General features: G+C 50.5%; 19 protein-coding genes and 2 pseudogenes. 15 read left to right on the plus strand and 6 right to left on the minus strand.

Annotated elements, in window-relative coordinates; genetic code table 11:
• Positions 1-5 precede the first annotated feature (5 nt).
• The 5 genes from sov (A3SI_RS23510) to A3SI_RS02595 all read left to right on the plus strand — a co-directional run bounded on the left by sov (A3SI_RS23510) (position 6) and on the right by A3SI_RS02595 (position 4,484).
• Positions 6-2,012 (plus strand): T9SS outer membrane translocon Sov/SprA, encoded by a 2,007-nt coding sequence (sov, locus tag A3SI_RS23510; protein ID WP_449406397.1) that lies wholly within the window; start codon positions 6-8, stop codon positions 2,010-2,012.
• A complete protein-coding gene (gene sov, locus A3SI_RS23515) occupies positions 1,984-2,922 on the plus strand; it encodes a T9SS outer membrane translocon Sov/SprA (protein ID WP_449406398.1) in 939 nt (312 codons plus the stop codon). Before sov (A3SI_RS23510) ends, sov (A3SI_RS23515) begins: the two co-directional genes overlap by 29 nt.
• 52 nt (positions 2,923-2,974) lie before the next feature.
• The gene (gcvH, locus tag A3SI_RS02585; RefSeq protein WP_009053503.1) at positions 2,975-3,349 is read left to right on the plus strand and encodes a glycine cleavage system protein GcvH; all 375 of its coding nucleotides are present in this window, start codon (positions 2,975-2,977) and stop codon (positions 3,347-3,349) included.
• Positions 3,350-3,351: 2 nt separating this feature from the next.
• Positions 3,352-3,738, plus strand: a complete 387-nt coding sequence (locus tag A3SI_RS02590; protein ID WP_009053504.1) for a VanZ family protein — start codon at positions 3,352-3,354, stop codon at positions 3,736-3,738.
• A 71-nt stretch (positions 3,739-3,809) separates the two neighbouring features.
• On the plus strand, positions 3,810-4,484 hold the full coding sequence (locus A3SI_RS02595; RefSeq protein WP_009053505.1) for an energy transducer TonB: 675 nt from the start codon (positions 3,810-3,812) through the stop codon (positions 4,482-4,484).
• Between the two features lie 172 nt (positions 4,485-4,656).
• Here the strand turns inward: A3SI_RS02595 and A3SI_RS02600 are convergent, their stop codons facing one another.
• Genes A3SI_RS02600 through A3SI_RS02615 form a run of 4 tightly spaced genes read right to left on the minus strand, consistent with a single transcriptional unit; the run spans position 4,657 to position 10,352 of the window.
• Complete coding sequence (locus A3SI_RS02600) at positions 4,657-5,538, minus strand: YicC/YloC family endoribonuclease (RefSeq protein WP_009053506.1); 882 nt, start codon at positions 5,536-5,538, stop codon at positions 4,657-4,659.
• Between the two features lie 10 nt (positions 5,539-5,548).
• Positions 5,549-7,609: a BamA/TamA family outer membrane protein gene (locus tag A3SI_RS02605; RefSeq protein ID WP_050977334.1), complete on the minus strand. Its 2,061-nt coding sequence runs from the start codon at positions 7,607-7,609 to the stop codon at positions 5,549-5,551.
• On the minus strand, positions 7,582-9,366 hold the full coding sequence (locus A3SI_RS02610) for a TolB family protein (RefSeq protein WP_050977336.1): 1,785 nt from the start codon (positions 9,364-9,366) through the stop codon (positions 7,582-7,584). The genes A3SI_RS02605 and A3SI_RS02610 overlap by 28 nt, the downstream gene beginning before the upstream one ends.
• A 20-nt stretch (positions 9,367-9,386) precedes the next feature.
• A complete protein-coding gene (locus A3SI_RS02615) occupies positions 9,387-10,352 on the minus strand; it encodes an NAD(P)/FAD-dependent oxidoreductase (RefSeq protein WP_316929053.1) in 966 nt (321 codons plus the stop codon).
• A gap of 142 nt (positions 10,353-10,494) precedes the next feature.
• Between A3SI_RS02615 and A3SI_RS02620 the strand changes: the two genes are divergently transcribed.
• The 9 genes and pseudogenes from A3SI_RS02620 to A3SI_RS02655 all read left to right on the plus strand — a co-directional run bounded on the left by A3SI_RS02620 (position 10,495) and on the right by A3SI_RS02655 (position 19,362).
• Positions 10,495-11,142: an MBL fold metallo-hydrolase gene (locus tag A3SI_RS02620; RefSeq protein WP_009053508.1), complete on the plus strand. Its 648-nt coding sequence runs from the start codon at positions 10,495-10,497 to the stop codon at positions 11,140-11,142.
• A 24-nt stretch (positions 11,143-11,166) separates the two neighbouring features.
• Positions 11,167-11,874, plus strand: a complete 708-nt coding sequence (gene pssA, locus A3SI_RS02625; RefSeq protein WP_009053509.1) for a CDP-diacylglycerol--serine O-phosphatidyltransferase — start codon at positions 11,167-11,169, stop codon at positions 11,872-11,874.
• A 28-nt stretch (positions 11,875-11,902) separates the two neighbouring features.
• Positions 11,903-13,711 carry a C25 family cysteine peptidase gene (locus A3SI_RS21400; RefSeq protein WP_162098406.1) on the plus strand — a complete coding sequence of 603 codons (1,809 nt, stop codon included), beginning with the start codon at positions 11,903-11,905 and terminating at the stop codon, positions 13,709-13,711.
• A pseudogene (gene porU / locus A3SI_RS21405) lies at positions 13,699-15,182 on the plus strand (type IX secretion system sortase PorU). The gene A3SI_RS21400 and the pseudogene porU overlap by 13 nt, the downstream one beginning before the upstream one ends.
• Positions 15,183-15,236: 54 nt before the next feature.
• The gene (gene porV, locus A3SI_RS02640) at positions 15,237-16,394 is read left to right on the plus strand and encodes a type IX secretion system outer membrane channel protein PorV (protein WP_009053511.1); all 1,158 of its coding nucleotides are present in this window, start codon (positions 15,237-15,239) and stop codon (positions 16,392-16,394) included.
• 111 nt (positions 16,395-16,505) lie between these two features.
• Entirely contained in the window at positions 16,506-17,675 is a 1,170-nt protein-coding gene (locus A3SI_RS02645; protein WP_009053512.1) for a M16 family metallopeptidase, read from the plus strand.
• A 58-nt stretch (positions 17,676-17,733) separates the two neighbouring features.
• The gene (locus A3SI_RS02650) at positions 17,734-18,402 is read left to right on the plus strand and encodes a sugar phosphate nucleotidyltransferase (protein ID WP_316929051.1); all 669 of its coding nucleotides are present in this window, start codon (positions 17,734-17,736) and stop codon (positions 18,400-18,402) included.
• Between the two features lie 8 nt (positions 18,403-18,410).
• The gene (locus A3SI_RS22070) at positions 18,411-18,734 is read left to right on the plus strand and encodes a hypothetical protein (RefSeq protein ID WP_316929052.1); all 324 of its coding nucleotides are present in this window, start codon (positions 18,411-18,413) and stop codon (positions 18,732-18,734) included.
• Between the two features lie 4 nt (positions 18,735-18,738).
• Positions 18,739-19,362: an IMPACT family protein gene (locus A3SI_RS02655; RefSeq protein WP_009053513.1), complete on the plus strand. Its 624-nt coding sequence runs from the start codon at positions 18,739-18,741 to the stop codon at positions 19,360-19,362.
• On the opposite strand, the gene A3SI_RS19565 is transcribed toward A3SI_RS02655, so the two are convergent.
• Both A3SI_RS19565 and nhaC read right to left on the minus strand, forming a co-directional pair.
• Positions 19,351-19,950 carry a 3'-5' exonuclease gene (locus A3SI_RS19565; protein WP_169315086.1) on the minus strand — a complete coding sequence of 200 codons (600 nt, stop codon included), beginning with the start codon at positions 19,948-19,950 and terminating at the stop codon, positions 19,351-19,353. The genes A3SI_RS02655 and A3SI_RS19565 overlap by 12 nt on opposite strands.
• 3 nt (positions 19,951-19,953) lie before the next feature.
• A pseudogene (gene nhaC, locus A3SI_RS02660) lies at positions 19,954-21,432 on the minus strand (Na+/H+ antiporter NhaC); the annotation flags it as partial.
• Between the two features lie 138 nt (positions 21,433-21,570).
• Here nhaC and A3SI_RS02665 point away from each other — a divergent pair.
• Positions 21,571-23,586 (plus strand): cation:proton antiporter domain-containing protein, encoded by a 2,016-nt coding sequence (locus A3SI_RS02665; RefSeq protein ID WP_009053515.1) that lies wholly within the window; start codon positions 21,571-21,573, stop codon positions 23,584-23,586.
• Positions 23,587-23,591 lie beyond the last annotated feature (5 nt).

Below are 23,591 nucleotides of genomic sequence, written 5' to 3' on the forward strand. Positions count from 1 at the left end.
TACGCATGGGTACCGATTACACCGACAACTATTACGAAATAGAGGTGCCCCTGACGATTACACGAAGGGGAACGCGAGATCCGAGACAAATCTGGCCCGAAGAGAATGAAATCGACATCGCCATCCAAGAAGTCGTGGGGGTAAAAGTGGAGCGTGATAGAAGAAGCCATCCGATGAACCTCCCTTTCACACAGGATATCGCGCAGTACAAGGTCACCGTAGTGGGTAGGCCGGAACTCTCCATGATTCAGGGGATGATGATCGGAATTCGAAATCCAGGGCGCACAGGCACCGCTTCGCGCAGTGTCTGCGTTTGGGCGAATGAGCTCCGGGTAACCGGTTTTACGGAGTCTTCTGGCTGGGCGGCCAATGCGATTTTAAACGCACAGATAGCCGATATCGCCACGATTTCCGCATCGGTACGCCATAGCACCATCGGCTTCGGTGGACTAGAAACACGCCTCTCACAGCGTGCGCGAGAGGCCGCCACGCAGTTTGATATTTCGGCGAATGTGGCTGTAGATCGCCTACTCCCTGAGGGCTTAAATGTGAGCGTTCCCATGTACTTTAGCATAGAAAATGCCTTTGTGACGCCGGAATTCGACCCCTTGAATCCAGATGTTCCTTTTGAGCTGGCGCTCTCCACTTTCGAAACACAGGAGGAACGAGACTTTTATCGCAGTCAGGTGATCGATAGAAGTAGGCGAAGGAATATCGGCTTCACAAATATTCGGAAACTAAAAAATCCAGAAAACACCCGAAATAGACCTTATGACCTGAGTAATTTTGCGGTTTCCTATGCCTTTGGTTCGGTGAACCAAAGCAATATCCATACCGAGAGCTTCGTTTTCGAGAGCTACGTCGGGAATGTGGCTTATGCCTATTCTCCAAACCCGGCAATCGTGGAGCCTTTTAAAAGCTGGAGCTTCTTAGACGGAAAATATGGAAAGGCCCTTCAGGATGTCAACTTTAATTTCAGCCCGAGCTCCGTGGTGGCGCGTCTGGATGTAGATCGCCGATTCATGCGTACTCAGTTCCGTAACGATCAGCTGACCACAGATGGGGTGGATCCCCTGTTCCAAAAAAGCTTTTTTATTAACCGAACCTACGGGGTCAACTGGGACCTTACGCGAAGCCTGCGGGTGGACTTTAATAGCCGTGTCATGGCCATCGTGGACGAACCCGAAGGAGATCTCGACACAGAGGCTGCGCGGGATTCTGTACTAGTGAATTTACGAAATTTCGGACGTACGACGAATTACAATCACCAGATAAACGCGAACTACAAGGTGCCCTTAAACAAGATCCCCGCACTGGACTGGATCAGCATGGATACCCGATACGGAGCAAACTTCAACTGGCAAACAGGTGCCATCGGGCAGCGAGACACCCTCGGGAATGTGATCAACAATACCCGCGATCGCTCGGTGAATGGAAAATTAGATTTTGTCAAGCTTTATAACAAAAACAAGAAATACAAGGCGCTAAATGCACCGCGCAGGCCCAGCATTCCGGGCAGGGGCCAAAAAAGTGCAGAAGATACGATCGGTACACCTTTCACACGGCGTCTGGTACGCTTCGCGACCATGCTTAAGGACATCAACTTCCGCTATGCGATCGTGGAGGGCACCTTTTTGCCCGGTTATATGGCTGAAACCGGCTTGCTGGGCTTGGACAGAAGCTTCTTGAACCCTGGTCTTGGCTTTATTATCGGTGCCCAAGACCCCGGTATTCGGAATGATCTGGCCACCCGTGGGCTGATCGCGCCAAGTCCAGAACTCACACAAGCCTTCCGACAAAATCAAGCGGTCAACATTCAAGTGAACGGGCTGCTAGAACCTTTAAAAATTTCCGCGTTACGGTGGAAGCACGGAAACGGGAAACGGGAGAATTTAGCGAGATATTCCGAAATTCAATGGATAACCCAGGAGAGTTCGTCAGCCTCAGCCCGAACCGGATCGCGCCTACAGTATTTCCTTCAGCATGCTGCGCACCACTTTCGTGCGCGATAATGCAGGCGGAAGCGACAGCAGACTCTTTGAACGGTTTGTTAGCTACCGAGAAATTATTCAGAGCCGCTTAAATACAGAAAATCCAGGAGGGGAATTTGCCCTTAACGGGCAAACGGTCCTCGGTCTCTCTTTCCTGGCAGCCTATTCGGGGCGGGATCCGAACACGATCGCCTTAAATCCTTTTCCGAATATCCCTATCCCGAACTTCCGCGTAGACTACGATGGCCTTTCTAAGTTACCCCTGTTCTCGGATATTTTCTCCAGCATAAATATTACGCATGCGTACAATTCCTTTTATGAGGTGAGTAATTTCTCTAATTCCCTACTCTATCAGGATGGCTTAGAGCTCTTTAATCGCATACAAAACATCCCTGGGGCTACGCTTACGAACGAGTTTGGGGAATTTATACCCGTTTTCGTCCTGAATCAGGTTATCTTAGCAGAGCGCTTTGCGCCATTGATCGGTATCAACTTATTAACGAAAGACCGACTGAATATCGGATTAGAATACAATACGGAGCGAAACTTAGGCTTAAATTTCTCCAATGCGCAGATTACCGAGCAGCGTAGCAGAGATTTTGGCTTTGACCTCGGTTACACGAAGGCCGGAGTGAAAATTCCATTTAAGATTCAAGGCAGACAAGAAGTATTGAATAATGACTTGACCGTACGTCTCACCACCCGCATCGTAGACACCAATCAGCTGCAGCGTAGGATCGGCGAAGCCAGTACGGTTACAAATGGGAATATCAACATTCAGCTCCGTCCTACAGTGAGTTATGTGGTGAATCAAAATTTGAATTTGACCCTTTATTTCGACCGCACCATTAATGAGCCTCGTGTGACCACAGCCTTTAGACGGAGTGCTACGGCCTTTGGTGGACAGCTAAGATTTAATTTAGCACAATAGGTTTCCATATTAGCCGAAAGCTTGTATTTTTGACCTCTATAAAAGAAACGCTATGAACTTCCCAAAGGAACTAAAGTACACAAAAGACCACGAGTGGGTTAAGATCGAAGGTGATGTCGCTACAGTAGGCATTACGGAATTTGCGCAGCGTGAGCTGGGCGACATTGTTTATGTAGAGGTAGAAACAGTGGGCGAAACCATCGAAGCAGGTGAGGTTTTCGGGACTGTGGAGGCGGTAAAGACGGTGTCCGATCTCTTTATGCCCGTAAGTGGTGAGATTTTAGAGTTCAACGAAAACTTGGAGAGCACTCCTGAGGCTGTAAATGAGTCTCCTTATGAGGATGGCTGGATGATTCGCATTAAAATTACGGGCGGCACTGAGGAGCTTTTAGATGCAGATGCCTACACCGAACTCATAGGCGAATAAAGATGAACAAGAGATTTTTCCCGGTATTAGTGCTGCTGATAGGGATTTCCATCGCACTGCTACTACCGGGAGAAGCCATCCCCTCGGAAGGTCCAGAAATTCCTTACGTCGATAAAATCGCCCATTTTACGCTTTTTTTCTTCCTCGGATACAGCTTGGGCTTCGCTAGTGTGCATAAAAAACACAGACTGAAAGCACTTAGAAAAAGATATTTATTCACGATTTATTTGCTTTTCGGGGTAATTTATGCGATATTTATAGAGTATTTGCAGCAATTGGTGCCTAACCGGAGTTTTGAATACGCTGACATCATCGCGAATCTTTCGGGAAGTGCCGTCGGTGTAAGTATATTTTACTTCGTATATAAGCGAAACCGAAAATTTGCGTAAGTGAATTAATTTGGTTAAGATTGTTGAATCAAATCGGTAATTAAACCATCAACCTTAATAGTTAATCACACATGGAAGCTAAAAAGACGCCAGGAGCTGATTTAACCAAGAAGACAGGAATGTTCCTGAATATTGGTTTGGCAGTGTCTGTTGCTCTCGTCCTTGGTGCTTTTGAGTACAAGTTCTACGATGACTTGGGCCTAAAAGACTTGGGGACTCTTACAGATGACTTCGAGGACCTCCTCGATATTCCGATCACGGATCAGCCACCCCCACCACCGCCTCCCATGGAGCAGCCTATTATCCAAGAAATTCCAGATGAAATCGAAATCGAAGATGAAATCGAGGTGAATTTCGATGTGGATATTCAGGAAGAGACCGTTATCCAAGAGGTCGTTATTTCTGAAGCTCCTCCAGTAGAGAAAGCTGACGAGATTTTCGATGTGGTGGAGTCTCCACCAATGCCTCCAGGTGGCATGGAAGGTTGGATGAAATATTTGAACTCCAACTTAAAATACCCTACGCAAGCACGTAGAATGGGTATCGAAGGTACTGTATATGTGGTTTTCGTAGTAAACACGGATGGATCCATCCAAGACGTAGAACTTCTCCGTGGTATCGGTGGAGGTTGTGACGAGGAAGCTGTACGAGTAGTTTCTAATGCTCCGAAATGGGAGCCAGGAAAACAGCGAGGTCGTCCAGTACGTGTACGTATGCGTCTTCCAATCAAGTTTAAACTAGGTTAATTCCCTACATACATATAAAAGGAACACTGAAGAGTGTTCCTTTTTTTATTCCCTCGCAGCAGCGCTTTATTCTTCTTTTAACGACCCGCTAAAACTTTGACATAAAAAAAAGAGGACAGGTCCTCTTTTTTTATGTTCATCGCCACCATAGGAGCGAGCACGATCATTTCATTTAAAGAATGTTCAAGCTTTGCTCCTTGATTTTTTCCAACTCGTCCTTCATCAGAATCACATGCTTCTGCATCGCGGCATCGTTAGCCTTAGAGCCTATGGTATTGATTTCCCTTCCTATCTCCTGACTGATAAAGCCGAGCTTCTTTCCCTGGCCGTGTGTGGCTAATAAGGTCTTTTCGAAGTAATTCAAGTGTGTTTCCAAGCGAACAAGCTCTTCCGTAATGTCGATCTTCTCAAAATAATAAATGAGTTCCTGCTCAAAGCGATTTTCATCAAACTTCATATCTCCTAACCACTCACTAACATTCGTGGAAATCCGCGAGCGTACCTTCTGCCTACGAATAGGCTCTTCCCGACGCACGCCTTCCAGCTGCTCCCGAAGCACCTGCAAACTTTCTTGGAACTTTTCCATCAAGGAAGCACCCTCATCTTCACGAAAGCCATTACACTGCCGCAGCGCCTCCTCTAATACAGGCACTAAAAGCGCCCAATCCTGCTCCTCAGAGTCCGACTTCTCCGTCAACGTATGCATCACGCCAGGCGCCTGCAAAGCAAGTTTTAAGAGCTCCTCGCTGTGCGCACCCACGGACACTGCCATAGCCGAAAACTCCTTATAAAAACGCTCGAAAAGCGCTTTGTTAAAGATCACTGGAAGCTCATCTGCTTGCTTTTTCACGAATTCCACCGCTAGCGAAACCTTACCGCGCTCCAGGTGCTGACTCACAAGCTGCCGTATATCTAACTCCTTCGCAGAAAACTGCTTGGGATACCGCATCGAAAGGTCTAAAAACTTGGAGTTTAAGGTCTTCACTTCTACATGCACAAAGGCCAGCTCATTTTCAAAGCTGGCCGTGCCAAATCCTGTCATGGATTTAATCATCTTTTTTTCTTTAGAAATTATACCCTAAAGTCACATAAAGCCTTAAATTCTCAGGCTGATTATTCCGTATCGGACGAGCGACATCCATCTTGACATAATAATTTAACAAGACCGTACGAATGCCCGCTCCGTAACTCTGCAACCACGGGTTATTGAAATTATTTAACGTTATCGTAAAAGGAGATGCCGGCGTACGGATCACCTCTGTATTTTGATCATTTACACGCTCCCAAGGAGCCGCCTCATTCCATGCCGAGCCGATATCATAAAAGCCGACCATCTGGAAATTACGCAGGAAGTTGCTCGTCAAATTCCCCCGCGACAAGAAAGAGAAAATGGGTACCCGAATCTCAGAGGTGAAGGTAATGACATTATTCCCGCGAATCTCATCCAGATCATAACCACGTAAATCTACGAATTCCGCAAACAGAATATTTGAATTCTCTACCCCTGTCGGATTACGCACTGGCGAAGGCTCATTTCGATTGGCCGGAGGCTGACTGAAACGGTTAAAAACCCAGTTATCCATCCCCCCTACTAAATACGTCTGCGGGTTATTTCCGAAGAAACTTCCCACAAAGAGCCTAGAAGCAAAGGTGATGTTCTTCACCACTTTCTGGTAGTTCCGCACATCCAAATAGAAATTCGAGAAGGATCTATCTGCAGCATTCAGGCCTTGGAAATGCGCAAACCCTGCCTTAGCCTTAAACCCTTGCTGCATATACAGCCCTAACTGCGTGGTCTTATCCACCACAAACTCCGCACGTGCACCCGCATAATTTACCATCAGGCTATTCGCATCACGGTCCGTAGCACGTAATAAGGAATCTGGATTCAAGTTAAAGTACTGTGTGTTCGCATAAAAAGGCGCCAGCGTCAGGCGACTATGCACATTTAATGGATAAGAAACCCCTAGCTCCGCCTTGTTCAAGACATAGCGCTGAAACGTTTCTCCCTCCGATACCTGCAAAGCACTCCGGTCATAACGGAAACGGAAGTCTAATCTTCTCTTAAGGTATTCATAATCGAAAAACACATCCGAGCCCGACCTAAAGTCTAAGGCAGCCATGATGCCACCACGCACCCGATGATTATCGAGTAAATCATTCATCTCACCATTTAGCGCGATCCCAAAGCCACGAAGAGGATCGATCACGAAGTTCGTACGGAAGCTAGATGTCATGAACTGTGGTGTAATTCTTCGTGGCCCCGTAATACGACGCTGCAAACCCTGACGTCTGAAGTTCTCTAATAAGGCATTTCTGCCGGCCAAATTTCTCCTCGGCTCCTGCTGGAAATCCTGAAGCGCTGGAATCGTATCGAAGGTATAATTCTCATAATCGATGCCTCCCCTACCTTCAAAACGTAGCCCCTGTGTGTCGATTCGGCCACTTCCACCTGTCCTCGGAGGAACCGTATCCGTAGCTTCACCCAGCGTCACCTCTGGAAGGCGCTCGAAAGAAGGCGACTGCATACGTCTAAACTGATCCAAGACACCGCCCTGCTGCGCGGGTCCCTCCCCAGCTTGCGCACCAACCTGACTAGCAGCTCCCTGCTGCGCCGCCCCCTGTGTGGCTGCGGCTCGCGGAGTACCCGCACGACTCGGTGCACCGATCAGTAGCTCTTCTAAGTTCACACCCGCAGGAGGTGTAGTGGCCGCTCTTCGTGTCGTATCTGACGCGATGCTCTCTCGCTCCGTTCTCCTCAGCGCCTGCGACTCTCCTTCCATCGTTTCTTCTGTGGAAGCTTCCTCCACCGTAATACTCTCCACTTGCTCAGCGATGACTGCTAACTCCTCCTGAATACGCGTTATTAGCTCTTCTGTCTGCTCCTCCTCCTCAGCCTCCAGCACCGATTCCGTTTCTACCTGCTCCTCTTCGGATTCCTCCGTCACAAGCTCCGAAACAGCTGTTTCCGTCGCCGATTCTACAGCAGCGCGCTCTGGAAGTACGATCAGCTCCGTCTCAGAAACTTCCTCTTCCTCCTGCGCACGGCTTGTCCTACGCTGAGAACCCGCCGCCTCCGCAGCATTCATCCGCTCGTTTAACTGTTTGGCTTGCGCCAATTGCATCCGAGGTGTAGAAGGTGTAAACTGATCCGCATTCGAATAAGCTCATACACCAGGCGGGCCTTATTGCCGTCCCGAACGGCATACGCCACCCGGTTCAACTGGGAAGAATAATCAAACACTTCTATACTTTTATTTAGTGCAGACACCTGACTGCTAACCGCAGAAGCTACCGACATACGGTTTAAATTCGTGATGCCACTCTGATCACTCAAATACAAAATGTTATCCGAATTCAAACGCATCGGGCGCACATTCCGATAATTCACATTCGTCAAACGCTCGAAAGTCACTACAGAATCTACATCCGCCTTCCAGAGGTTAAAATAACCGGGCAACTTATTCGCATCCGGCGTACGGGTCAGCACAGAATCCGGCAGATCCACCTGATTCGAAGAAAAAATAATCGTGCTGTCGTTTAGCCACATGGGCGTTAAATTATCGAACACATCATTCGTCACCCTTCTCCCCTGTCCGCGTGCATTCAAGGTATAAATATCCGATTTCCCCGCAGAAATGACCGACATGACGATGTTTCTGCCGGAGGCATTGTAATCCATGTGCGTGATCTGCGTGATGTTTCGCAAGTAAATCTTGTCATTCGAAGAACCATCTATGGCGCGCTGCCGCAGCGTAGTTACCCCACCCCGGAAAGTGGCAATGGCTAAATTCAAGGTATCCCTCCAGGCAATCACCGGCGAGGTCGTATTGACAGGCTGATCCTTACTCACTGATCCCCCCGTGTATAAAGTCGTCTCGCGCTCTGTCGCCAACTCCCGCACTTGCACCCGATAGCGCCCCCCATTGTTAATCACATATGCTAAATGCTTGCTGTCTGGGCTAAACTTGATATCGGTAATGGCCCCATACTGCCGATCAGACGTCTCGGCTATAACAGCACTCTCTTTCACCGCCTTAAAAACATCGAAAACAGGTTTATTCACGCTCGTATAAAACGTCTGCCACTGCGTCATCACGTTTTTATAATCCATCCCGATCGTGTTCGCGATACTCGCTTCCTCGTTTCGATTGATACGGCTTAAATTTAATATCGAACTGATGTACCGCTTGCCATAGCGCTCCCCGATAAAGTTCCAGATCGACTGCCCCACTAATGCAGCCTCACGCTCTTTTAACTTGTATAGACGTACCTTCTGCCCCTCACGCTTAAAATAATGCCGGATATAATCGTCCATCTCCCTGCTCCAGCCATGCGCTAAATACATCGCCGCACCATCCACATACCAGTCCGGAAAACGATTCACTAAATTCGACTGGAAGGCATCCACGATCGAAGAACCATATAGCATCTCCTCGATAATCACCTTCGAGGTCACATAAATCAAATCTCGCTTAAAATCTTCCCAGTTGCCTGGAAACGCCACCTCTCCCAGCAGACGGCTAAAAAAAGTCTGCCCATCTATCGTATACTCGTCTTTGTTCAGGTTTAAATTACTCTGTAAAATTTCCTCCGGAGAATTATAAATAAAAATTTTAGGCTTGGTATAGGCCACATAACCGATAGACTGCGTCAGGCGATCAAATTCTGACTCTAAAAAATCAATGGCCATCCGGGCATTATTCATCCCCTGATCGTAATAGTACACCTCAAAGTTATTACTGCTGTAGTAAAACCACTGCAGCTCCTTATGCTGTACCCTGTTTTTCCCGAACCGTTCTCGGTCAAAACGCTGCGCCCATCCCACCGATGCCTGGAGGATAAACACCATCGTTAGGAGTACAAAATATGTATTTTTCATGTTGAGTTTAGCTATAGCCTCTAAATATACTTAAAAAAACGATTGATGTTTACTTCTTTTGGCACTTCCTTCCCCTCCAGCATAAAATCCATCAACACCTCACTGAAATAAGGCGCCAGAGACACTCCCTTAGCGCCCAATCCATTCAGGATATAAACGCCAGAAGATTCGGGATGTTTACCCAAAATCGGTTTTCTATCTTTCGTCGCCGGACGTAAGCCATAGCGATGCGCGAGCAGCTCATCCACAGGCCCTTGGACCAGTTTCTCCAGCTTCTCCAGCAGCTCCTTTTTCGCCCGTTCCGTCGGCCCCTCATCCAGGTCGAAATGCGTATAGGTACTGCCCACACGCACGCGATCCTCCCCGAGGGAAATACGAAAAACACCCCTATTCACGATGTAGGGTAATGTAGGCTGCTGGCGCAAATCCAAAATCTCCCCTTTCACAGGGGCAAAGCCCGGAACCGCATAGCGACTCGCCTGATGCGCACCCAGTCCGGTGCAGAGCACCAATCCCCGCGCTTTCACCCCTTCATACCATACAGATCCAGCCTCCTCCCGCACCTGATCGAGCTGAAAGGCGCTTTGGCGCAGAGCGCCAAAAGATGCAAAATAGGCCGCCGCAGCATCTAAAAAAAGGGGAATGTCCACATAACCAGAGCGCTGTAAAGACACCCCACCGTACGGATCTCCCAGTGCCTGATCCCGAGAATGCTGATGCACCCGCCGAATGTAGGGCGCATAATGGGGCTCCGCAGATTTACCCATCCACTCATTCTGCTCCTCCAAGCTCCAGAAGGGCCTGTAAATCTCCACAGGATGCAGGAAGTCCGCACCAAAATCTTGGGCACAAGCCCCATAAAATGCCTCTAAATCACCGAATAAAGCGTCTGCCAACCACGTTTTCACCATCTGACGGCCCGTGATCGGATTATAGAGCCCCGCCGCGATACGACTGCTGCGGTTTTCCTCCGGACTATCGTAAATGAGGACAGAATAGCCCCTTTCATCAACTTATACCCCAACACCGAGCCTGCCAGGCCCTGCCCCACTAATAAAAAGTCCACTTCCATACCCAAAATTACAGCCTTTATTTTTAATTTTGATGCCTTTAACAAGAGATTCCCCTATGCTGACGATAAAAAAATTCACCTTTAACGCCTTCCAAGAAAATACCTACCTCGTTTACGATGAGACAGGAGAAACGCTTATCATCGACCCGGGATGCTACGAAAAACGCGAACGGGAGCAGCTGGCCTCCTACATCGAGCAGCATAACCTTAAACCGACCCGTCTGCTAAACACCCACTGCCACATCGACCATGTGCTCGGAAATGCTTGGGTGATGGCACAGTATGGCCTTGGGCTGGCGATTCATGAAGCGGAAGTGCCCGTCTTAAAGTCAGTAGAAAGCTATGCGGCCAACTATGGCTTCCCGGCCTTTGCGCCCAGCAGCGCTACGGAATTCCTAAGGCCTGGAACAGATGTGGCCATAGGAAATACCCGCTTAGAAGTGCTTTTCGTCCCTGGCCATGCCCCTGGACATGTGGTCTTTTACCATCCAGAAACCAGCCAGCTAATCGCAGGAGACACCCTTTTCCAAGGAAGCATCGGCAGAACTGACCTTCCAGGGGGAGACCATGAAACCCTGCTACGCTCCATCCGCCAAGAGCTTTTCCGCCTGGCTGACGACACGGTAGTGTACTGCGGCCATGGACCTGAAACTCGCATCGGTTTCGAAAAAATCCATAATCCTTTCGTAGGAGAACATACCTAAACCCCTGGCCCTAAACCCGTTACCATGTCCATCAAACGCCATATTCCCAATACCGTCACCGCGCTCAACCTGCTCACCGGCATCATCGGCATCCTAACCGTGGCGGGAGGAAACTATCGTTCCGGGCTTTATTTTATTCTGATCGCAGCGGTTTTTGATTTCTTAGATGGTTTTCTGGCGCGAATCCTGGGGGTGCATAGCGAAATCGGCAAGCAGCTGGACTCCCTGGCGGATATGGTGACCTTCGGCGTGCTACCGGCCTTGATCCTGCAGCAGTTTTTAGCGGCGAGCTGGCCGGAAGGTGGCTACTGGACCTACATCCCATTCTTGATCGGAATTTTTTCGGCCTTCCGCCTCGCGAAATTCAATATCGATACGCGCCAAAGTGACCAGTTTATCGGCCTTCCCACACCGGCGAATGCCCTCTTTATGGCGAGCTGGCCTTTTTTAGTAGCCGCCAGCCCGGAAACCCTGGCCGAGGTGCTGGGACATCCCTTCCTATTAATCGGCATCGCCCTGCTGTTTTCCTACCTCTTGGTGGCTGAAATCCCCCTTATCGCCCTAAAATTTAAAGACTTCGGCTGGCGCCAAAACGCTTTTCGCTATGCCATCATCGCGCTGAGCATCCCTGCCCTCCTCATCGGACAGGCCGCAGGTTTCCCTTTTATAATTTTATCGTATATTGGCCTGTCAGTAGCAGCGAATTTACGTCATGAAAGGAAGCAGGGATAGGAAAAATACAAGCAGCATAGCGCCAAGCGTGCTGTTTTTCTGCGCCTTGCTGTTGGCCCTCAGCCTCGGCCTCCTCCCCCTCTACACCCTAAAAGCCCAAAACATCTTCCGCTTTCCCGTCACTGAAACCGGCGTGATCGCCATTCCCGGTGAACAGCTGCGCAGCCTGGGGTTCCAGCCCGACCGGGTCCGCGTCATGGGGCGGGGCGGTATGCTACCGCAAAAGCTGGACAGCGCCCAACAGTTTACGCTGCCCGAAAGCCCTAGCTATTGGGAGGCAGACACCCTTTTTGCTCTGGTGGAAGGACCTCACCTTTGGCAAAGCAGCCCTGACGGCACCCTACATTATCAGCACCACCTCTACAGCGACACCGTCTTTTATGAATTACGCCCCGGAATTCCACAGTACCGCCTGCAAGTGGAAAATGCCGCTCTGATGTCCGATGAGCCGAGCAAGGACACCGATGAAAGCCCCCGCTTTTGGCGCCAGCTGCAGACCCTGAAAGAGGAGCGGTTCAACTTGCTCTCCTCGGGGAGAAGTTGGTACAGCAATGCCATTTTCACGGGCAACCGCTACCTCTGGAATCGGGAAACTACAGGCGCTGCGCACTCCTCCGCCACGGGGCGCTACCTGCTACAGGCCCGCTGGATGGGCGCTGCCTTAAGCCCTTTGAGCATCGAGGTCAGCAGCGACGTAGGCCCCGTGGGCAGTGGCCAAATCCCCGCCATCGTCAGCAGTCCTTTCGGCGTGCAGGGGCGGGAGCGGATGGAAAACTGGGTGTTCACCGCCGCTGCTCCCCCGGCAGAGCTTCGGCTACAGCCACAGAGCGGACACCCGAATGCCGCACTTTATGTGGATCACCTTGGGCTTTTCCAGGAGGTGCGCTTAGAGGCAGAGCTGGAGGGACAGCTTTTTCCTGTGGACCAGCAGCGACCCGTAGGAGGCCCCCTCCCCGTAGGAATGCGGCTTTGGGTGCAGGATTTCCGTGGGCACTGGCAGGTCTTCGGCGAGAATTTCAGCGCAGCAGCGCTGCAAAAGGCTTTTTTGCAAGCAGCAGGCCGCGCCCGGCCTTTGCCCGAAGGGCGTAGACTTCCCGCAGCTCCTGACCTGCTACAGGGCCGACCCTCTCTGATCATCGTAACAGCAAGCCGCTTCCGTGCTTCTGCGGAAAGGCTGGCTCAGTTTCGGAGAAGCGAAGGCCATCAGGTGCAGGTCATCAGTCCGGAGGAGGTGTATGAGGCCCTGCATGGCGGGACACGGGACATTACTGCGCTGCGCAACTACCTCGCGCATCATTTTCAGGCGGGCCACCTCGCTCATGTGCTCTTTTTTGGGAAAGGCACCTTTGACTATAAAAATCGCTTAGGCGGGTTTCCAAATACAGTCCCTACCTATACCTCTCGAAATAGTCTGGAGCCGCTAGCCACCTATAGCTCTGATGACTTTTTTGCGCTTTTGGCCCCAGGCCAAGGGGAATGGGCGGAGGGGGATGCAGCTGAGGCCGAACCTCTGCAAATCGGGGTGGGTCGCCTGCCTGTCATCAGCCCAGCGGAAGCAGAAACCGTGGTGGATAAATTAATCGCCTACAGCCATGCCGCGCCTGAAGGAGCCTGGCGCAAGCAGATGGCCTTTCTCGTGGACGATGGCGATAACAATATCCACCTTCAGGATGCAGAGCAACACAGCCGCTTTTTAGAGGAGCAGTATCCGGGCTTGGTGCAAGACAAGATTTACCTCGACCGCTTTCCTTTAGAGCGTAGGGCGGGGGGACGTGCCCGCAGTCCGGAGGCCAGCGCGCCCTCCTGCAGCGCTGGGAGGAAGGCATGCTCTTGCTAAATTTCATCGGCCATGGAAATGAGAGCACCCTGACTGAGGAAGAAGTTTTTACGGTAAATGATTTACCTCGACTACCTGCAGGAGCGCCGCTACCGATCGTGGTGACAGCACCTGTGCTTTTGGTCGAATGGACAGCCCATTTTTACGCTCCGGCGCGGAGCAGCTGCTGCTTCTACCGGGCCGGGGTGCGGTGGCACTGCTGAGCACGGGAAGGCCAGTGTTTAGCAGTGTGAACTTCACGCTGAACGATGCCTTTATGCGCAGTGCCTTCTCTCGGGATGCCAGTGGGCGACCTCGAGAGCTGGGGGACATCTACAGGTCCACGAAAAACCAAAGTCATAGTGGTGTTTTAAACCGGAACTTCAGCTTGATCGGCGACCCAAGTATGCGCATCGGCTTGCCCGATTACGACCTGGTGGTCGAGGAGCTCACCGATCCGGAGGGGGCGGCACTGGACACGCTGCGGGCCTTCCAGCGCTTTCATTTGCGCGGCAGCGTACAGGATCCGCTCACGGCGGCTACCCTAAGCCTGCGCAGTGGGGAAGTGGAGGTTAGCTTATTCGACAAGCCCAGCACGGTGCGTACCCTCGGGCAGACCAGCAGTGCCACCTCCTTTACGGAAGACTTGAACCGCCTATTTCGTGTGGCGGCACCCCTCGCAGATGGGCGCTGGGAAGTGATGGGCATGATGCCCCTGCAGATGGATTACCGAGATGGCTTCGGGCGTTTTCGCCTGTTCGCGCAGCTGGACGCGGGCAGCAGCGCTTGGGGTACCGCACGTCCCATCGTAGGCGGCAGTTTAGCCCTTCCAGAGGACAGAGACCCTCCACAGATCACCCTGGAAATTCAGGCAGAAGCGGATAGTAGGGGACAGTTCGGCCTCGGTCAGCTCCCGTATCGTCTGCATTTTCGGGATAGTAGTGGCATCAACAGTAGCCCGCTTCAGGTAGGGCAGGACCTGCTGCTGCAGCTAAATGATGGGGAGGAAGAGGTGCTTAATGCCCGTTTTCGCGCCATCGGTGGGGATATGCGGCAGGGGGAGCTGCAGGGAATGCTCCGTGGCCTGGTCGAAGGAGAAAACCGCCTGCGCATCGAGGCTTGGGACATCGTCGGTAATAAAGGCGTGCTGGATACCAGTATTTTCGTTCGGGACATTCGGGAGTTTCGGATCCTCTCCGAGCGGCTCTACCCGAATCCGGGAGGTGGGCTGCGCCAAATAGATTTGCAGCATAATCGGCCAGGCGAAAACCTTGTGGGGACATTTCGGGTTTTTACCCTTACGGGTCAAATACTACTCGAAAAAGAATTACGTTATCCTTTGGCTGATGCGCAACTTCAAAGTATTCCATTGAATTTTTTAGAGCAGAAGGGGCGAATAAATGCAAAAGGAACTTATATTTACAAGATAGAGCTCCGTTCAGAAAAGGATGGAACCTCTGATCAAAGAAGTGGAAAACTGATTATCGAATGAGATTAAAGGAAAAAAAGCTGTGTATCACTCCTCATCGCAGGTGCCCTTTTCGGGTTGAACCACTTCGCGAATGCGCAGAACTCCATCGTGCTTTCTGGGCAGGATCAAAACGGTAGAAGGGTCATCACGACAGCAGTCCCTTTCTTGAATTTTGCACCCGACAGTCGGCACTCTGCCATGGGGGATGTGGGGGTAGCGACGAGCGCAGATGCTAATTCCGCCCACTGGAATGCAGGAAAGCTGGCCTTTAACGAGCAGCCGATGGCCATCGCACTTTCTTACTCGCCCTGGTTAGGGAGGCTGGTGAACGACATGTCTGTCAGCTACTTAGCTGGCTATAAAAAAATCGACGAAAACTCCGCTTTCGGTTTTGACCTGCGCTTCTTTAATATGGGTGATGTAGAGCTGACCGATGAGATGGGAAATGAGCTGGGTGAATTTAATCCACGGGATATCGCCATCGGTGGAACATACTCCCGAAAACTATCCGAAAAATTCGGCCTAGGTATTTCGGCGCGCTTTATACATTCTAACTTGTCGGGAAACCTGTCCTCAGCAGCAGGAAATGAGGCGCGTCCCGGCACTTCGGTGGGAGCAGATATCGGCGTCTACTACCGAAATGCATACACCACAGAAGCCGGAAAGGACCGCGTCTTCTCTTGGGGTGCCACCATCACGAACATCGGTCCACGCATTACCTATAACAGTGCCGAAGATTTAGACTACATCCCCACAAATCTCCGCATAGGCGCAGCCTATCAGATCTTCTTAGACCCTGATAATAGCTTGACCTTCGCGCTTGACTTGAATAAGCTGATGGTACCTACCCCGCCCGTTTTCGAGCGCAATGAGGACAATACCATCGTTACCGATGCCAATGGCAATCCCATCATCGCAGCGGGGCGTGATCCGAACCGCCCGCTTTTAAATGGTATGTTCACCTCCTTTATCGATGCCCCGGATGGTTTCGTAGAGGAGCTTCAGGAAATCACCATCTCCACGGGAGTGGAATACCTGTATAAAAATACCTTTGCGGTACGCGCAGGCTACTTCTACGAAAATCCCAGAAAAGGCGGTAGACGTTTTTTCACGATGGGTGTCGGCTTTAACTACCAGCGATTAGGTTTTGACTTTTCTTACCTAGTCCCTCAAACACAAAATCATCCGCTAGCAGAAACGCTTAGATTGACGCTTGGCTATCGATTCAACTAACCTAACCATGTCTTTACTACGTGCTGAAGCACCTCCTTTACATGTACCAGAGGCGCTAAGCCTACAAAACCCGCATTTTTACACCCTTCCGAATGGCTGAAGGCTTATTTCATGCCTACTCCAGGGATCGAAGCGGTGAAGCTGGCCGTGCTGGCTGCTGTACCTGGTGATGCATCTTCCCCCCACCTCAATCGACTCAGTGCCTATTTCACGCTGAAAATGCTCTCCGAGGGCACCCACCAGCATAGTGGTGAGCAACTTGATCAGTTTTTTGACTTCCATGCCAGTGAAGTCGAACATATCCAGGGGCTGGAGCAGATCGGCTTGAGCCTGCTAAGCACGAAAAAGCATTTTGCAAGCGTACTTCCCGTGTTCCGTTCCCTATTCACGGAGGCGAATTTCCCAGAGGAGCGCTTGGATAAGCTGAAAAAGCAGAAGCAGCTGAGTTTAAAATTGCGCTTCCAGCGCAATAATCAGTGGGCAAGTCAGCGCTTTCGCTCCCTACTTTTCGGGCCTGAGCACCCCTATGGGGAGATCAGCACCACAGAAGATGTGGATGCCATTACGCGGGAGGACTGTGTCACCTTCTTCCGGGAGCAGCTTTGGGCGGAGCCCGTACTTTATCTGAGCGGTCAGTTCGACGAGGTAAGCTTGCGGCAGATTCTAGCTACCTTCGGTGATTTACCTGTCCGAGCAGCCGAGCCTATAGGCCAAAAGTTCCCGATGCATTTCCCCGAAAAGGTGTACGAGGCCCGTGAGGAGGCCCTGCAGAGCAGCATCCGCATCGGCACCCACCTGATGCCGAAGGCGCATCCCGATTACTTGCCTTTCTATGTTTTTAATGTGTTTTTAGGAGGCTATTTTGGCTCCCGCCTGATCAAGAATATTCGCGAAGATAAGGGGCTCACCTATGGCATTTACAGCAGCATCGGTAGCCTGAAACATCAGGAATACTGGATGCTCATGGCAGATGTAGAAAAATCGCAGCTGCAGCTAGCCCTTCGCGAAATTTATTTGGAAATCGAGCGCATGCTGGAAGAACCTCTTCCCGAAGACGAGGTGGAGGTGGTACGGAACTACCTGGCGGGCAGCTTCTTATCCAAATTCAGCAATGCCTTCGATCTGATGGAGCACTTTAAGGCGGTGGACAAACAGGGCTTAGACATGCGCTTTTATGAGGCGCAACTTCAGTATGTGAAAGATTTTCAGCCAGCAGATATTCAGGCTGTCGCCAAAAAATACCTGCAGCTTCCTCGCTTGCTCGAGGTAGTCGTCGGCTAAGGATAGGCATGGCTCCGGGAGTTACCTGGGGGCATTTTTTTAACCCAAATTGTATAACGTGAGAAAAATCAACGTCATTCTTTCAGGGGGAGTCGGCAGTCGGCTTTGGCCCCTATCTCGGGAAAAACAACCCAAGCAGTACTTGCCCATTTTCGAGGGCCGCACCCTTTTTCAGCATACGGCGCTGCGTAATCAGCGCTTGGTCGATGCCTTGATGATTGTGGGTAATCAGGAAAATTATCAGCTATCGCGACAGAACCTGGAGAGCATCGGACTTGAAGCGGCGTACGAGCTGATCGAAGCCACCCCTCGAAATACAGCGGCAGCCATTGCTTTTGCGGCGCTACAGGCCGCGCCTGAAGATCTACTTTTCATCACTCCTTCGGATCACCTTATCGAGGCGGGTCCGCGCTACGAAGCCGCCGTGGCACGCGCCTTTGAGCTAGCGGAAGAAGGCGCGATAGTGACCTTTGGGCTTCAGCCCGACAGTCCAGAAACCGGCTATGGCTACATCCAAGCAGTGGGGGAAAAAGTGCTCGGCTTCCGCGAAAAACCCAATAAAGAAACGGCGGAAAACTTCCTCAAGCAGGGGAATTACTTTTGGAATAGCGGCATGTTCTGTTTCCGTGCCGGCGTCTTTTTACAAGAATTAGAACGGCTGGAGCCAGAGGTACTGCGCAGGGCTGAGCAGGCCTTAGCACAGGCAGTGGATGGTTCCTGCCCTTAGAGCCCTCCATGAACATCCCGTCTATCTCGGTGGATTATGCCGTTATGGAACGTACGCGTCAGATCAAGATGGTGGGGGCTGCATTCAACTGGTCCGATATGGGCTCTTTCCTCTCCATCTACAGCTATTTTAAGGCAAATGGGCATCCTGTAGATCGAAATGGCAATATGGTGTTCGGCACCGCGCTGCACACGGAGTTTTTAGGCCTCTCCCACTGTATGCTGGTCCATACGCCAGATGCCCTTCTCGTGCTATCGCTCGAGCATGCGCAGGATGTGAAAAAGATTTACGAGCGTTTAGGAAAGGAAAAACCCGAACTGGTGAAAGGCTAAGCGCATGTCAGAAGAACAAGCCACCGATGCCTACTGGACGCTTCGAGCGCCTGCTACTGCACTGTTAAAAGAAAAAGGGAGTAAATTTTTGGCTTTTGCCTTTCCTGTGGAAGACCAAGAGGCCATAAAAGCAGCCTTAGAAAGTCTTCGGAAAACGCATTATGACGCCCATCACCACTGCTATGCCTATCGGCTGGGAGTTTTAGGCGAAGATTTTCGTGCGAATGACGATGGGGAGCCCCATCATAGCGCTGGGGATCCTATTTTAGGGCAAATCCGTTCGTTCAACCTGAGTCATGTGCTTGTGGTGGTGGTTCGCTATTTCGGAGGAACTAAGCTCGGCGTCGGTGGTTTGATTTCAGCCTATAAAGAGGCTGCACGCATGGTTTTAGCAGAGGCCGCCGTAGAGGAGCACCTGGTCAAGACCCATTTCCGGGTACATTTCGATTATCCGCTCATGAATGAAGCTATGCAACTGGTAAAAAGTTGGGAGCCCGACGTTATCAGCCAGGATTTTGGGCTCAGTTGCACGTTACATTTAGCTATTCGTCAGTCACGGGCAGAGGAAGTTATAGGTGCCTTCCAAGAGATTCATGGTATCCGTGTGTCGGCAGATTCACTCGAATAGCTCATCGAGGTAGCCTCCGTCGAACAGGCGATCGAAGATCGCTAGGCAGGCCCATGCGTCCGTAGCAGCATATAAAAGTTGCTTGTCCGAAAGCATATCGGCTTCCCAGTTCGAGACCTGCTCGGATTTAGAAATCCGAATATTCAGCACCATAGCGGAGAGATTGCGCACCCCTACATTTTGGAAGCCCACCCGCTTCAGCTCTTCATTTAGGTCGAAGAAATTTTGTTCTAAGAAGGTTGGGTCTAGTTTGCGCAGCGCGCGCAAATCATCCAGCACGGCCGCGCCGACCTTTAGGATATCCTGATTTTCCAGTAGTCCCTTTATCTGTGGAGGGAAGCCCACATGCTGCAGGCGGAAAAGAAAGGCCTCCTCATTCGTGGATAGCTGTAGGAGAGACACCTTATACTGGGTACCCTTGCGGAAAGAGGGCCGCGTCTCTGTGTCGAAGCCGATTACCGTCTCTTCGCGTAGCCGCTCAAAGGCCTCTTGCACCTGTTCTGGCTTGTCGATCAAGTGGATTTTACCTTCAAAAGCCCCGAGGGGAAGTTCATTCACTGCATCTTTACTGATGCTCATCGGTATCATACCTGCAATTCCTTTTTTTATTTCTAAAAGCTCTTCTTCTGTGTAATAGTTTATGCCCAGCTTAAAATACCCGTATAAAATCGTCATAAAGGGACTGATGATATTAAAAAAGCAGTAAGGTGCATAGGTGAGTGTGGCGACCCCTAAGACGGAAGCCTGCGTCGCCCCACAGGTGTTCCAGGGGATGAGTACGGAGGTCACAGTGGCGCTATCCTCCAGCGTACGGCTCAGGTTTTCTCCCTTTAGACCGCGCTTTTTATAGATGTCGGCATACATACGGCCCGGTACTAAGATGGCTAAATACTGATCGGAGGTCGTCACATTAAAGAATACGCAAGTCGCTGCGGTAGAAGCGATAAGCGAGCCGATACTGTGCACACGGCGGATGACAGCCTCAGCCAAAACCCGGAGCATCCCGCTTTCCTCCATGATGCCACCGAAGATCATGGCACAGATAATCAGCCAGATGGTGTTTAGCATGCCCGCCATCCCCCCTGTCTGGAGCAACTCATTTACCACCTCATTCGAGGTGACGACGGCGATATCTCCGTAGAGCGCCTGCATGACACTGCGGAAGCTTTGATAGGCGAAACCGGCATCAGGTGCTTCGCTGATAAGCGCGATAATTTCTGGCTGGAAAATGACCGCCGCTACCCCACCTAGGAGCGCACCTACCAGCAGGGCCGGCACGGCAGGCGTTTTCTTGATAATAAGGAAAAGAACAACTGCTGGCACGACAAATAACCAACCCGTGATCCTAAATTTCGCTGCGATCACCTCACTGATTTCGCGCACTTGGTTGACCGAACCCGCTGCATCGGTATAAAACCCGATGATTAAGAAAATGATAAGCGTGATGCTGATGGACGGAACCGTCGTCTTGGTCATGTGTCGGATATGCGTAAAAAGGTCCGTTCCTGCCATGGCTGGCGCCAAATTCGTGGTATCCGACAGGGGCGACATCTTATCTCCGAAGTAAGCCCCTGAGATGATGGCCCCTCCGATTAGTCCCTCACTAAAGCCGAGGGCCTTTCCTATGCCCAGCAGCGCCACTCCTACTGTGGCGACCGTCGTCCAGCTGGATCCTGTGGCGATGGCCACCACGGCACCGATGATACAGGCTGCCACCAGAAAAATTCCCGGCGTCAGAATCTTGAGCCCATAATAGATCATGGCAGGTACGATACCGCTCAGAAGCCAAGTTCCTGCCAGCGCACCGATCAGCAGCAAAATCAAGATACTGGACATGGCCGAGCTGATGCTGTTAATCACCCCATCCTGCAGCTGCTCCCAGCGGTAGCCTAATCGAATGACTGCGACCAGACCTGCCACCGATGCACTGAGGATCAGCACGATCTGATTCGATCCGCTTAATCCCTCATCCCCAAAAACGGAAATATTTATCACCAGTAAAACGATCAAAAAGAGTATCGGAAAGAGTGCCTCTAAGATGTTCGCCTCACGGATAGGTTGTTTTACCATAAATTTAACTACACAAAAATCCTTGTAAAAAAGGAAAATTAGTAAAAATTTAACCATTTCCATAACCTGAGCCGAAATACAGTCTCGGTTTTTTTCCGTATTTTGCCCTTTAATCGAAAACGAACACTCTAATAATTTATGCTTGGATTCATGCTTGCGGCAGCTGAATTGCCCATTTTATCGGATTTAGTGATCATTTTTGGCTTAGCAACAGGCGTAATTTTGCTGTTTACACGCTTTAAACTCCCCACCATCATCGGCTTTCTACTCACAGGAACTCTCGCGGGACCTTTCGGGCTATCGCTTGTAAATGATTCGACCGTGGTGGAGACACTTTCAGAAATAGGCGTAATCTTACTTCTTTTCGTCATCGGCATGGAGTTTTCCCTTAAAAACCTCTTTTCCATTCGTAAGGCCGTTCTGCTGGGAGGGGGGCTTCAGGTCGTCCTGACGATCGCTGCCACCGCCGTACTTGCTAATTTCCTAGGCTTCGACTGGAATATTGCCGTATTTTTAGGCTTCTTATTTGCCCTAAGTAGTACCGCTATCGTCCTAAAGCTTCTTCAAGAGACGGGTGAGATGGCGACCATTCCAGGACGTACCACCTTAGCGATTCTAATTTTTCAGGACATCATTATCGTTCCCATGATGCTCCTCACCCCTATGCTCGCTGGCCAAGCCGATAATGTAGGGTTAGAAATTACGCTGATGCTGGTAAAAGGGGTAGCCGTCATCGCACTGACGATCGTGACCGCACGCTATATCATGCCCGCCATTCTTTTTCGAATCGTAAAAACGCGCAACGAAGAGCTCTTTCTGCTTAGCATCATCGTCATCTGTTTTGCGGTCGCCTACTTCACCTCCCTCCTCGGGCTCTCCATCGGTCTAGGCGCCTTCCTAGCCGGCCTCATCATTTCCGAATCCGATTACAGCCACCATGCTACAGGTCTGGTACTCCCCTTCAGAGAAATATTCCTCAGCTTTTTCTTCGTATCCGTCGGAATGCTCTTTGACATTCAGTTTTTATTCGAAAACTTCGGCCTCATACTGGCCTTCACGCTGGCGACCTTCGTGATAAAATTCCTAATTATCAGCTTATCGGTTAAAAGCATTGGCCAGGGGGCCAAATCCGCCTTTATGGTCGGCTTCAGCATTTTCCAAATCGGGGAATTCTCTCTACTCCTAGCCAAAGAAGGGGTTCGCTTCTCCCTTTTAGATGATATTACCTATCAGTATTTTTTAGCGATTTCCATTCTCACCATGGCCATCACTCCTTTTGTTTTAAAAGCACGAGAAGCACTCGCCTGCCGCCTTTTGGCTATGCCTTTACCTAAACGCCTAAACAATCGATTACATAAAGACACGAACACCCTTCCTACGACAGAAATTGAAACCCTACGGGATCACCTCGTCATCATCGGCTATGGGCTAAACGGTCGTAATCTCGCTAAAGCAGCCAAATCCGCTAATATCCCCTATGCCATTATCGAAATGAACCCCGAAACGGTAAAGGAGGAGGGAGCGAAGGGAGAGCCCATACTTTATGGAGATGCCGCAAACAGTGTGGTCCTGGAACATGTGCATGCCGGACAGGCGCGTGTGATCGTTATCGCCATTTCGAATGCCGAAGCCACTAAAAGGATCGTCGCTCAAATAAGGATGATGTCGAGTAACCCTACGGTAATCGTCCGTACACGATACATCAATGAAATAGAAGAAAATATCAACCTCGGCGCTAACGAAGTGATCCCCGAGGAGTTCGAGACCTCCATCGAGATTTTTAATCGCGTGCTGAATAAATACCTCGTCCCCCGACATGATATCGAAGCCTTCACGCGAGAAGTCCGCTCCCATAACTATGACATGTTCCGCAGCGTGGACCCCGCAGGAGATATAAAATTCCAAATGGAACTGCCTGCCGTAAACTTCGTCAGCATCGCCGTGGAACGCGATAATGGAGCCTTTATCGACAAAGCCCTAAAGGATACCCATATTCGCCAAAAAACAGGGGTGAATATCGTGGCCATTAAGCGAGGAACAAACACCATCACGGAAATCTCTGGCAACGATAAACTTAAACTCGGGGATGTCGTCTATGCCGTCGGCAAAAACGAAAACTTAGAAAAATTAGCCAAAGAACTGGAAGTGGACTAATGACT

Origin of the sequence: Nitritalea halalkaliphila LW7 (assembly GCF_000265075.1) — a bacterium.
Lineage (GTDB): Bacteria > Bacteroidota > Bacteroidia > Cytophagales > Cyclobacteriaceae > Nitritalea > Nitritalea halalkaliphila.

Bases quoted from the DNA above. Each gene is read 5' to 3' on its own strand.
- sov (WP_449406397.1), top strand. From the start codon at position 6: ATGGGTACCGATTACACCGACAACTATTACGAAATAGAGGTGCCCCTG.
- sov (WP_449406398.1), top strand. From the start codon at position 1,984: ATGCTGCGCACCACTTTCGTGCGCGATAATGCAGGCGGAAGCGACAGC.
- gcvH (WP_009053503.1), top strand. From the start codon at position 2,975: ATGAACTTCCCAAAGGAACTAAAGTACACAAAAGACCACGAGTGGGTT.
- A3SI_RS02590 (WP_009053504.1), top strand. From the start codon at position 3,352: ATGAACAAGAGATTTTTCCCGGTATTAGTGCTGCTGATAGGGATTTCC.
- A3SI_RS02595 (WP_009053505.1), top strand. From the start codon at position 3,810: ATGGAAGCTAAAAAGACGCCAGGAGCTGATTTAACCAAGAAGACAGGA.
- A3SI_RS02600 (WP_009053506.1), bottom strand. From the start codon at position 5,538: ATGATTAAATCCATGACAGGATTTGGCACGGCCAGCTTTGAAAATGAG.
- A3SI_RS02605 (WP_050977334.1), bottom strand. From the start codon at position 7,609: ATGCAATTGGCGCAAGCCAAACAGTTAAACGAGCGGATGAATGCTGCG.
- A3SI_RS02610 (WP_050977336.1), bottom strand. From the start codon at position 9,366: ATGAAAAATACATATTTTGTACTCCTAACGATGGTGTTTATCCTCCAG.
- A3SI_RS02620 (WP_009053508.1), top strand. From the start codon at position 10,495: ATGCTGACGATAAAAAAATTCACCTTTAACGCCTTCCAAGAAAATACC.
- pssA (WP_009053509.1), top strand. From the start codon at position 11,167: ATGTCCATCAAACGCCATATTCCCAATACCGTCACCGCGCTCAACCTG.
- A3SI_RS02645 (WP_009053512.1), top strand. From the start codon at position 16,506: ATGCCTACTCCAGGGATCGAAGCGGTGAAGCTGGCCGTGCTGGCTGCT.
- A3SI_RS22070 (WP_316929052.1), top strand. From the start codon at position 18,411: ATGAACATCCCGTCTATCTCGGTGGATTATGCCGTTATGGAACGTACG.
- A3SI_RS02655 (WP_009053513.1), top strand. From the start codon at position 18,739: ATGTCAGAAGAACAAGCCACCGATGCCTACTGGACGCTTCGAGCGCCT.
- A3SI_RS19565 (WP_169315086.1), bottom strand. From the start codon at position 19,950: ATGATACCGATGAGCATCAGTAAAGATGCAGTGAATGAACTTCCCCTC.
- A3SI_RS02665 (WP_009053515.1), top strand. From the start codon at position 21,571: ATGCTTGGATTCATGCTTGCGGCAGCTGAATTGCCCATTTTATCGGAT.